Origin of the sequence: Cryobacterium sp. Y62 (genome assembly GCF_002929785.1) — a bacterium.
In the GTDB taxonomy this organism is placed as follows: domain Bacteria; phylum Actinomycetota; class Actinomycetes; order Actinomycetales; family Microbacteriaceae; genus Cryobacterium.
Window position 1 is genome coordinate 1 of the sequence record NZ_PJJK01000058.1, and the last position, 10,789, is coordinate 10,789.

Sequence of the window (10,789 nt, forward strand, 5' to 3'; positions counted from 1 at the left end):
TCCTATTTTACCTGATCAGATGGGCATTCTCGGTTTAACGCGCCGTCAGAATCTCACGTCGACCGGTGGATTCAGGCTTAGATTCGGTGCCCGATTCTCGGGTTAGACCATGATCTTGTTGTGACAAATAGTAAATGTATGGCTGCGCGCAGAAGCTCACTCTGCATTTTTCCCGGTCAGCGTCTCCAGCTGCTGGAACGTCGCGGAGTGTGCAGATGAAACTCGGCTTCGCATCGCGAGATTTTTGCTGCCCTCATAACCTGTGGTGGCTTCGATGAAATCACAGGAGTGGTGAGCGCGTGAGTGATCGCACCCGGCCGACCCGGGGGCATGGCACCGGAATGCTATGGACGCAGCTCGCCACCACGACCGAGGGTGAGGATCTGCCCGATCATGGCCGATCCGTGTGGCCCCGCGAGGTAGCTGACGGCCGACGCGAGAGCGGCTGGAATTGCAGGATCGTCGTGTGCCTGAGCCGGGAGCGCAATCTCATTGACGATTATTCCATCAGGACCAAGATCGCGGGCCAGCGTCTTCATCAAAGCGATCAATCCGCCTTGCGCGGCGGCAGCAGCCGTGGCGTCGCGGCCTTGGGTCGCACTCCAGCCGGTCCCGACCAGCAGGATCCGAGTATCACCGGCGCGACGCAGCGCTGGGACAGCCGCGCGAATCACCGCGAACGGAACAAACATAGAGCTCCGCACAGCCTCGAACCACTCGGTCGGCGGGGTGTCGATAAATCGAGCGGATTTCGGTGACACTGCATCGCAAACCAGGATGTTGAGCGAACCTAACTCGACTTCCACTCGTTCTACCGACGCGAGAACTGTCCCGGGATCGACCGAAAGGATCGCGCCATCGATCAGATCACCGAGCACTGCGACGCGCACGCCGTCCGCCGTGAGCCGTGCCACTACGGCGCGGCTCTGCGCGCGATCGTTTAGTGCCACCAGAGCCGTTCTAGCCGATTCAACCGGTGCAATACTGCCCATCATTAGATTGTTGCTCCTGCGTTCGGTGACACGATTTGCCCGGCGAGGGACGGGCCGACCTCGAGGAGAAACTGCACGGCGGCGGCGATTTCATCCGGGCGCACGAGGCGCCCGGCGGGCAGTGTGGCCAAGAAACTCTCGGACCGCCACGGGGAGTCGGCGGCGAGCATGGGCGTATCCGCCGCCCCGGGCGCAACAGTGTTCACGGTCAACCCGCTGCCCTCGAGCTCAGTGGCAAGACTGCGGCTGAATCCGACAATGGCTCCCTTCGTCGCGGCGTAATGAGCATCACCCTGGCTGCCCCCCACGCCAAGGTCCGATGAAATGGTGACGATCGTGCCGGCACCCTGCGCGAGCATGAGCGGCATGATTGCGGCGCAGGCGTTGATGGTACCGCCGATATTGACGGCGAGCATACGGTTCCATCGTTCATCGGTGATCGACTCGATCGGCAGCTCTTCGTAAACGCCCGCGACGGTCACAAGTGCATCGATCGGGCCGAGTTCTGCCGCCGCGCGCTGCACGGCGGCGGCCACAGCCGCGGCATCCGTCACGTCGGCTTGCAGGCTCAGATCGGTGTCCGACGTAAGTAAGTCGAGGCCGGCGACGGTCCATCCGTCACGGTGCAACGACTGACAGACGGCTGCCCCCAGCCCACTGGCCGCGCCCGTCACGATGGCTACCCTGCTCACCTAGTCCTCGCCTTCGAAGGGTCGCGCTGACAAATGTTCGTGAACACCCAACCAGGCACCCTCCCGGCGTTCCATGATGATCGATTCGCGTTCTTTGAGGTCGCGCACTGAGCCGTTTAGGATGAGCGTCGTGTCGACGTCATGGCTGAAGATGGCGGTGCTGCCGATAACTTGGATACGTCGACTCTCTGACTTGCAGTTCTGTACCTGGAAGCCTGAGTTTCGTTCCCAATCCGCCCAGATCGCTTCGTACGCTGCCCGGCTTTCGAGGCGCTGCGGCACTGTATAGAAGAGGAACGTTGCATCCGCTGCAAAGCCGGAAAAGTATGCTTCCCGCTTGTGTCGAGCGAAATTGTCGATGATGGCATCAATGGCGATCAGTGCATCGATTTCCTCGTCACTCATGTGCGTGCCCGAGAGACCGCGACCTTAGCGGCGGTTGATGCATGGTCCGTCACTATGGGTTCGGGGTCGCCGGGCCGGCTGGGCACGATGCGCGCGCCGTTGGCGCCGAACACGAAGCGGGGTTCCGGAAAGAGCCACAACGCTCCGAGATAGAGCACCGCTGCCGCCACTACCGCGATGAGCACGCTGAGGTCGATGCCTCCACCGGCGTCGATGAACGGGCCGACAATCACCGGCGGATAGTTGGCAAAGAGCAGACCGATCGTGGCAGCGCCGACCCAGGCCACCATTGCGCGCCAGTTGACACCGGCGTGAAACCAGTACACGCCGCCAACCTCGCCCTTATTGAAAACCTGCAGGTTTCGGGCATCGAAGTGACCGCGCCGCACGAAATAGCCGATTGTCATGATGACGATCCACGGCGTCGTCGTCACGATGATGGCACCGACGAAAGCGTTGACGGCTTCCAGCAGATCGAAGAAGAGTCGCCCGGTGAGAATAAAGATGAACGCGACAACACCGATGGCGATCGTTGCCTGCACCCGACTGAATCGTGGAAACACTGACGAGAAGTCGAGGCCGGTACCGTACAGCGAGGTGGTACCGGTCGACAGGCCCCCGATGAAGGCGACGAGCATGAGCAGCACCGAGTACCAGATCGGGCTGGCCTGAATCAAGGCAAACACGTAGTCGCCTTGACCGGCGACGATCGTGGCCGTCGCAACTCCGAACAGGAACGGAATCAGGGTCAACAGTTGCCCGAGGAAGGTGGCGAGGAAGAGCTTGCGCGGCGGTGTGCTTCTGGGAATATACCGCGACCAGTCCCCGAGGAATGCGCCGAACGAAATGGGGTTGGCCATAACGATGAGCGCGGAGGCGACGAATGTCGGCCAGAATCCGCCGAGCGCAAAAGCCGATGGGCCGGGGTTGTACCCAGCATCGAATGTTCCCGAAAAGGCGACGATGGCCAGCAGAATGAGCGCCGTGTTCGCGATGACTGCGGTCTTGTTGACCAGGAGCATGAACTGAAATCCGTACACGACCACGATGATGACGATGATGCCGATCACGCCATACACGATCGTGCGCAGACCGATCGAGTCGGTGGCGTCGGCGAGCCGGGTGAGCGCGCCGACTAGGGCGTCCCCGCTGATCCAGACGGAGATCGAGTAGAACGCGATCGCGGTCAGCAGCGAGAGAAAGGATCCGACCACGCGACCGCGCACGCCGAAGAATGCTCCGGACGAGACGGCATTGTTGGTGCCGGTTTTCGGCCCGAACAGTCCCATTGGCATGAGAAAGAGTGCGCCGACCAGCACGCCGGCGACGGTAGCGAGCACCCCTTGCCAGAATGACAGACCCAAAACAATAGGAAAGGTACCCAGCAGAACGGTGGCGAAGGTATTGGCCCCGCCAAACTGGATGCGCAACAGATCGACCCAGGTAGAGGTACGATCGGTGTCGGGGATGATGTCGATCCCGTGTTGTTCGACCTCGGTGACTTTGGGCCGAGCGTTCAAGGTGACCGCTCCGGTGCCGGGGGCAACGTCGTTGTTGTTCATGGTTACTGCCTTCGGTTTCACTCGCGTATTGGGGCGGGCCTGAAAACAAGCTGAGGTCGAGACTAGCGTCGCACTTAACCAATGTGCAATAGTTTTTGACTATGAGGATAAAAAAGGTTGTTGATCTGTCGCTCGTCGTGAATGCCACCACCCAGACTTACCCTGGAGATCCCCAGCCGCGTTTTGAGGTGCACAGCACGATTGAACGCGACGGATTCAACCTCTTGAGCGTGAGCATGGGATCGCAGACCGGCACCCACGTCGACGCCCCGTACCACTTCGATGAGTCGGCCCCAAAAATTGATGAACTGCCGCTCGATCGGTTCGTCGGTCGCGCGGTGATTGTGAATGCGCGCGACCTCGGCCCGCGCGGCCGGATCACGTGGGAACATGTGACGCCGGTGGCCGACAAGCTCGAACCGGGGGTCATCGTGCTGCTGCACACCGGCTGGAGCGCGCACTACGGTACCGACCTCTACTTTGACAACCCGTTTCTCGATGCGGATGCTTGCCGCCGCATGATCGCCCTCGGGGTGCGCACCTTCGGTATCGACGCAATCAACATTGATGAGACGCCCGATGCAGATCACCCCGGGGAGGGGTTCCCGGTGCACCATATCATTGCCGATGTCACCGGCGTGATTGCTGAAAACCTCACCAATCTCGCCGCGATCGATTTTGATGACGCTCTCGTGTCGCTTCTGCCGATAGCCTTTGAGGCAGCTGATGGCGCACCGGTTCGTGCGGTTGCGCTGCAGCTCGAGGTCTAGGACTAAAAGTGGGTCGACAGGTTCCGATCGGGTTGCGCTTGCGCGCTGCCCGATTGCGCAATGGCATGACCTTGGAGGCCGTGGCCACGATTGCCGGCATTAGCCAAGGATTCGTTAGCAAGCTCGAGCGCGACCAGGTGTCGCCTTCCGTCGCCACGTTAGTGGCGATTTGCGATGCCGTCGGGTTGCGAGTGGGGGAGCTGTTCGAATCTCCCCCAGCGCAGATCGTTCGTGCCGGCCAGGGATCACCAATCAATTTCGGTGGTCGTGGGGCGTCCGAATTCTTGGTGACCCCGGGCACACAAAGCCAGCTTCAGGTCATTCAGTCCGTTATCGAGCCTGGCGGTTCGGCCGGGAATGACCTGTACGTGCTGGATTGTGACGTCGAATTCGTCTTCGTGGTGAGTGGATCGTTGACGCTGACGATTGGCGAGGAGAATTTTCTGCTCAACCCCCGCGATGCCATGACCTTTCGTGGTCGCGACCCGCATACTTGGCGGAACACCTCGAGCACCGAGGAATGCGCGGTGCTCTGGGTAATGACCCCCGCGCCATAGAACCGACGCTGTCCGGCCCATACGTTGTGCCGTCTGACGCACTGCAATCCGCGACAGACGTAAACCTCGCTCCGTCGTGCCGGACTTGACATTGCACGGTGCTAGCGCCCACCATAGCCACAAGGAAATATTACCAATAGTCATTTTTTCTTTCTTATTGGTCACTCAATGTCGAGATGAAGGATTTTCAATGCAGCCACACACCCCTCCCACGCGCGTGATCGCTTTGCTCACCGGACTAATCACATCCGGTCTTCTGCTGAGCGGATGCGCAGCTCCGAGCGACGATTCCGCGGTGGCCGCGGATGCCGCATCCGCCATTGACACGCTGAAAGCGGATGCGACCTTGGCCGCGGCTCTGCCGGCCGATCTGCGGAACGCCGGCATCGTGCATGTCGCATCGGGTGTTTCCTTTCCGCCGATGGAGTTCTTCGATGCTGACGGCACCACGGTGGTCGGCTTCGACGCGGACCTTGGCGCTGCCCTCGGTCAGGTCCTTGATGTGGACTTCAAGTTTGAAAACGTCAACTTCGACGGCATCGTCGGCGGGATCGCGGCCGGTCGCTACGACCTTTCCCTCACCGGAATCCTCGATACTCCCTCACGTCAGGCCGAGGTCGACTTCGTCGACTACCTTCAGTCCGGAGTATCGATTCTCGTCGCGAGCGGCAACGCCGTCGAGATCAACGGTCCGGAGGACCTCTGCGGCCACAGCGCCTCCGTGGAGAAGGGCGCGACTGGCGACTTAACGATTGATTCGTTACAGGCCGCATGTGCGGACGCGGGCAAAGCTGCGATTGAAAAGCTTCCCTTCCCCGATCAGGCCAGTGCCGTGCAGGCTGTTTCCAGCGGCCGGGCCGACGCATCCGTTGCTCTCGACGTGACCCTCGCCTACACGGTCCAGACCTCAAACGACGCTTTCGAACTCGCTGGCGACCCGTTCAATACGCTCCCCGTTGGCATCGTCGTTCCCAAGGACAATCCCGAGCTTCGTGATGCCGTGCAGGGCGCCCTGCTCAACGTGATTGAGTCCGGCGTGTACGACCAGATCCTGGCTAAGTGGGGACTGGAGAAGCAGGCGCTCACTGGCGCTCCGATCAACTCCGGCGTGGAGTAATGACGGTCCCGTCAACGTCGAACCGCACGACGGCGAACGAGCAGCCGGTAGACGGTGGACGGATCCGTCCGGTTCGGCATCCAGGCCAGTGGATCGGCGTTGCAGGAATCCTGGTTTCGGCCGCTCTGTTTGTGCAGTTCCTGGTGACGAATGAGAAGCTGCGCTTGGACCTCGTAGCGGGGTACTTGTTTGAGCGCTCGGTCATGCGCGGGCTGGTTCTCACCCTGGAGCTGACCGTCGTAGCGATGATTCTGGGCATCGTGCTCGGCACGGTCCTAGCCATCATGCGACTGTCGGGAAATCGAGTGCTCAGTTTCGTGGCGTCGGGCTATATCTGGTTCTTTCGCGGAACACCGATCCTGGTGCAATTATTGTTCTGGTTCTTCCTCGGGTCGATCCTGCCGGTGATCAATCTCGGGATCCCGTTCGGGCCGACTTTCGTCGAAATCCCGACCAATGTGCTCATCAGCCAGTTCACGGCCGCGATCCTGGGGTTGGGGCTCAATGAGGCCGCCTACATGGCAGAAATCATTCGGGCTGGCATAAAATCTGTTGATCCGGGTCAGAGCGAAGCTGCTGAGGCCGTGGGGATGAGTCGCATGCTGGCCTACCGCCGGATTATTCTGCCGCAGGCGTCGCGGGTCGTGCTCCCTCCAATCGCCAACAACACAATTTCCATGCTCAAACTGAGTTCACTGGTGATCGTTGTCGGCCTGCCCGAACTACTCACTGCGGTGCAGTTGATCTACTCCCGCAACTTTCAGCAGATTCCGCTTCTGATCGTCGCAAGTATCTGGTACTTGTTGCTGACCACGATCCTCACCATCATCCAGGTGCGCATCGAACGACGCCTCGACCGGTCTGTCACCGGGCCACGGCCCGTCATTCGCGCCGCCGAACGACAGGGGACACCCTCATGACTGAACCGTTGGTGCGTGCCGTCAACGTGCGCAAGAGCTTCGGAGACCTCGAGGTACTGCGCGGTATAAACCTGGAAATTGATCGGGGCGAGGTGGTCTGTGTACTTGGGCCGTCTGGGTCCGGCAAGTCCACCTTCTTGCGGTGCATCAACCATCTCGACCGTATCGATAAGGGAGAGATCTGGGTTGACGGGCACCTGATCGGGTATCGGCGAGCCCACGGCCATACCTATGAACTGCGACCACACGAAATCGCCGCTCAGCGGCGCGGCATCGGAATGGTGTTTCAAAAGTTCAACTTGTTTCCGCATCGCACCGCTCTGGAGAACATTACGGAAGCGCCAATCTTTGTGAAACGTCAAAGCAAGGCGGCTGCCGAAGCGCGGGCCCACGAACTCCTTGAGCGGGTCAACCTCGGCGACCGCGCTGATTTCTATCCGGCGCAACTCTCTGGCGGACAGCAACAACGAGTGGCCATCGCTCGGGCACTCGCACTCGACCCAACGCTGATGCTCTTCGACGAACCCACATCGGCGCTTGACCCCGAGCTCGTCGGCGAGGTGCTCGACACCATGAAAGACCTCGCCAGTGACGGGATGACGATGATCGTCGTCACCCACGAAGTCGGTTTTGCTCGCGAAGTTGCTGACCGCGTGGTGTTCATGGACGGCGGCGTTGTGGTCGAACAAGGGCCGCCCCGACAGGTCCTCGACGACCCGCAGCATCCGCGCACTCGCGGGTTTCTCGCCAAAGTAATCTGACCGTTCGCTCCCGTTCAGGGACCCTGTCTAAGGAACCTAATGCCCCAGTCACCCCAGCCCGTCGGCCCGTCGGACGCCAGTCTGTCGCCGCGCTTTGCCGGCATCGCTACCTTTGCGCGTTTGCCGCGCCTCGAAGACGTCGGCCACGCCGACATCGTCGTGGTCGGCGTGCCGTTCGATAGTGGAGTCAGTTACCGGCCCGGCGCCCGATTCGGCCCAGCCCATGTTCGCGAGGCGAGCCGGTTGTTGCGTCCCTACAATCCGGTGCAAGACGTCGAGCCATTCAACGCTCAGCAAGTCGTCGATGCTGGAGATATCGTGGCGAACCCGTTTAATATCGATGAGGCCATCACGCAAATTGAGGTCGCGGCTAAGCATCTCGGCCAGGACGGCACACGACTGGTCACCATTGGCGGCGACCATACGATTGCCCTGCCCCTGCTTCGTGCCGTCGCCGCACAGCACGGTCCGGTCGCAGTGCTGCACTTCGACGCGCACCTGGATACTTGGGATACCTACTTCGGCGCCCCGATTACCCATGGCACTCCGTTCCGGCGCGCTTCCGAGGAAGGACTCATCGATCTCACAGCGAGCCTCCATATCGGTATCCGTGGCCCGCTTTACAGCAGCGACGACTTGACCGATGACGCCCGCCTTGGGTTCGCAATTATCGCGGGGCATGAACTTGAAACAGAGGGAGTCACCCGAGTTATCGAGCGGATGCTGGCCCGTCTCGGCGATCGGCCGGTCTACGTCTCGGTCGACATCGATGTTCTCGATCCGGCACACGCACCAGGCACCGGAACCCCCGAGGCCGGCGGGCTCACCAGCCGCGAGCTGCTCGCCATCATTCGCGCTCTCCGATCGGTCAATGTGGTCGGCGCCGACGTCGTCGAAGTCGCGCCAGCCTACGATCACGCCCAGATTACTGCGGTCGCGGCTTCGCACGTGGCCTACGAGCTCATCTCCGCCATGACCCGCCGGGTGGCCCGAACATGACAGTTATTCGCAACGGCGGGGCAGCCGTTGTCGAAGCCCTCGTGCGTGAGGGCGTCGAGGTCGTATTCGGTATCCCGGGAACTCACAATCTCGAGATTTATCGGGCTCTCGCCGGATCGGGCATCCGTCATGTCACTCCGCGGCACGAGCAGGGCGCGGGATACGCCGCCGACGGGTATGCCCGAGTCTCCGGGCGTCCAGGCGTCGTGATCACGACGAGCGGACCCGGTCTGACCAATGTCACAACGGCCGCAGCCACCGCCTACGCAGACTCCGTTCCGCTGTTGGTGATCTCACCCGGCATCCCGCGTGGCCTTGAAGGCAAGAACGTCGGCTGGCTGCACGAAGTGAAAGACCAACAGGGTCACCTTGACGCTTTGCTCGAACGAAGTGTGCGGGTGAGCGAGATCGATGAGATCGGGCCGGCCATTGTCGAGATCTTCGACCGTTGGAGGGTGGGCCGGCCACGGCCAGTGCACCTAGAAATTCCGCTAGACCTCCTGGAGGGGGCTTGGGCGCTAGGTGGGAACGAGCCGCCTGGGGTGCAACGCGAGATGGAGCACCCGTCTGCCGAGTCGTTGGCTGCCGCTGCGCGCCTGCTCGGCACGGCCTGTCGGGTCAGTATTCTCGCTGGCGGAGGTGCCTGCCGAGCCGATGTTGAGGTGCTCCGGCTGGCCGAACTGCTGGATGCTCCGGTCGTCACGACGGTGCATGGCAAGGGAGTCATCCCGGAGAACCACCCGCTGTCGCTCGGCGCCTCGGCACGACTCGCTCCCGCGCAGGACCTACTGAATGACTCCGACGTACTCCTAATCGTCGGATCGGAACTCGGCGATTCTGACCTGTGGGGCGGCACGATCGCGCCCTCCGGTGCGGTCATTCGAATCGACATCGATCCTGGGCAGCTCGACAAGAACCTGGCAGCGACCATTGGGCTCGAGGGTGACGCCGGGGCGATCCTGTCAGAGCTGACGGCGCTGGTGGCGGATTCTCACGGATCCAACGGACAGGCGCGCGCCGACGCCGCGCGGACTAAGGTCGAGGTTGCCGCACTCGTCGACGGCGCGCCGTGGCGCGAAGTGCAGCAATTGCTTCGCGCGGCACTGCCCGAGACGACGATTGTCGCTGGAGATAGCGCGCAGGTGTCTTACTACGGCACCGTGCACTTCTGGCCGATGGACGAGCCGAATCAGTTTCTGTACCCGACCGGTTACGCGACTCTCGGTTATGGGCTGCCCGCGGCCATCGGCGCCAAACTGGCCGCTCCGGAGCGGCCGGTCATCGCGCTGGTCGGCGACGGTGGGTTTCAGTTCACCGGGATGGAACTCGTCACGGCTGCGGAACAGGGCCTTGGCCTTCCGGTCATTATTATGAACAACTCCGGCTTCGCCGAGATTCGCGACCAGCAGATCGAGCGCGGAATCGACCTGATCGGTGTGGACATTTCCGGACCGGACTTTCCCGCTCTCGGTGTGGCGTGCAATGGCTACGGCGTGCGGCTGAACGGTCTCGATGGGTTGGCCGAGGCGGTGGCTCGGGCGCTCGCCGCCGATCGTCCGACCGTCATCGAAGTGGTCCTGCAGCCGTCGCCATCGGCTGAACTAATACGAAAAAATTCTGATTGGCACCTTTAATGTTCCGCTCCGTAAGTTCATTGATGAAATCGCACGAAGGATTTACGGTCTAGATGACGTCCGTCCTTCGCTTTCCTTTTGACTCTGGAGTTACGGCGCAGGACAGTGGGTGGCGTCGCCGAATTAGTGAATCACCATGTTTCGTTTCTTCAATGTGGGTGGGAAACTCGCTTTCTTCGCGGCGCTCACGCGAGGCCTCACGCTCCCTCGAGAGTAATGGCTGCGATTTCCTCAATGAGCGGGAGTCGCTTGGCTCTCTGACGTAAAGGTTTCGAACAATGATTACTGCAATTGTGCAGGGGCTCACTTAGCCTGAATCCACCGGTCGACGTGAGATTCTGACGGCGCGTTAAACCGAGAATGCCCATCTGATCAGGTAA

11 protein-coding genes are annotated in these 10,789 nt (G+C 61.1%); 7 read left to right on the top strand and 4 right to left on the bottom strand.

Annotated elements, in window-relative coordinates; genetic code table 11:
• Positions 1 to 344: 344 nt before the first annotated feature.
• The 4 genes from CXY71_RS01215 to CXY71_RS01230 are packed head-to-tail and all read right to left on the bottom strand — an operon-like array spanning position 345 to position 3,651.
• On the bottom strand, positions 345 to 950 hold the full coding sequence (locus CXY71_RS01215) for an SDR family oxidoreductase (RefSeq protein WP_158252930.1): 606 nt from the start codon (positions 948 to 950) through the stop codon (positions 345 to 347).
• Between the two features lie 44 nt (positions 951 to 994).
• The gene (locus CXY71_RS01220) at positions 995 to 1,684 is read right to left on the bottom strand and encodes an SDR family NAD(P)-dependent oxidoreductase (protein WP_104133907.1); all 690 of its coding nucleotides are present in this window, start codon (positions 1,682 to 1,684) and stop codon (positions 995 to 997) included.
• Entirely contained in the window at positions 1,685 to 2,089 is a 405-nt protein-coding gene (locus CXY71_RS01225; RefSeq protein ID WP_104133908.1) for a nuclear transport factor 2 family protein, read from the bottom strand.
• Positions 2,086 to 3,651: a cytosine permease gene (locus tag CXY71_RS01230; RefSeq protein ID WP_104133909.1), complete on the bottom strand. Its 1,566-nt coding sequence runs from the start codon at positions 3,649 to 3,651 to the stop codon at positions 2,086 to 2,088. Before CXY71_RS01230 ends, CXY71_RS01225 begins: the two co-directional genes overlap by 4 nt.
• Positions 3,652 to 3,752: 101 nt before the next feature.
• Between CXY71_RS01230 and CXY71_RS01235 the strand changes: the two genes are divergently transcribed.
• From CXY71_RS01235 to CXY71_RS01265, 7 genes are all read left to right on the top strand, one after another.
• Positions 3,753 to 4,421 carry a cyclase family protein gene (locus CXY71_RS01235; RefSeq protein ID WP_104133910.1) on the top strand — a complete coding sequence of 223 codons (669 nt, stop codon included), beginning with the start codon at positions 3,753 to 3,755 and terminating at the stop codon, positions 4,419 to 4,421.
• Between the two features lie 8 nt (positions 4,422 to 4,429).
• Complete coding sequence (locus tag CXY71_RS01240) at positions 4,430 to 4,978, top strand: helix-turn-helix domain-containing protein (RefSeq protein ID WP_199184140.1); 549 nt, start codon at positions 4,430 to 4,432, stop codon at positions 4,976 to 4,978.
• 190 nt (positions 4,979 to 5,168) lie between these two features.
• Positions 5,169 to 6,095: an ABC transporter substrate-binding protein gene (locus CXY71_RS01245; RefSeq protein ID WP_104133911.1), complete on the top strand. Its 927-nt coding sequence runs from the start codon at positions 5,169 to 5,171 to the stop codon at positions 6,093 to 6,095.
• Positions 6,095 to 7,015 carry an amino acid ABC transporter permease gene (locus tag CXY71_RS01250; protein ID WP_104133912.1) on the top strand — a complete coding sequence of 307 codons (921 nt, stop codon included), beginning with the start codon at positions 6,095 to 6,097 and terminating at the stop codon, positions 7,013 to 7,015. The genes CXY71_RS01245 and CXY71_RS01250 overlap by 1 nt, the downstream gene beginning before the upstream one ends.
• Positions 7,012 to 7,776: an amino acid ABC transporter ATP-binding protein gene (locus CXY71_RS01255; RefSeq protein ID WP_104133913.1), complete on the top strand. Its 765-nt coding sequence runs from the start codon at positions 7,012 to 7,014 to the stop codon at positions 7,774 to 7,776. Before CXY71_RS01250 ends, CXY71_RS01255 begins: the two co-directional genes overlap by 4 nt.
• Positions 7,777 to 7,815: 39 nt before the next feature.
• Positions 7,816 to 8,775, top strand: a complete 960-nt coding sequence (speB, locus tag CXY71_RS01260; RefSeq protein ID WP_104133914.1) for an agmatinase — start codon at positions 7,816 to 7,818, stop codon at positions 8,773 to 8,775.
• Complete coding sequence (locus CXY71_RS01265; protein ID WP_104133915.1) at positions 8,772 to 10,409, top strand: 5-guanidino-2-oxopentanoate decarboxylase; 1,638 nt, start codon at positions 8,772 to 8,774, stop codon at positions 10,407 to 10,409. The genes speB and CXY71_RS01265 overlap by 4 nt, the downstream gene beginning before the upstream one ends.
• Positions 10,410 to 10,789: the final 380 nt, after the last annotated feature.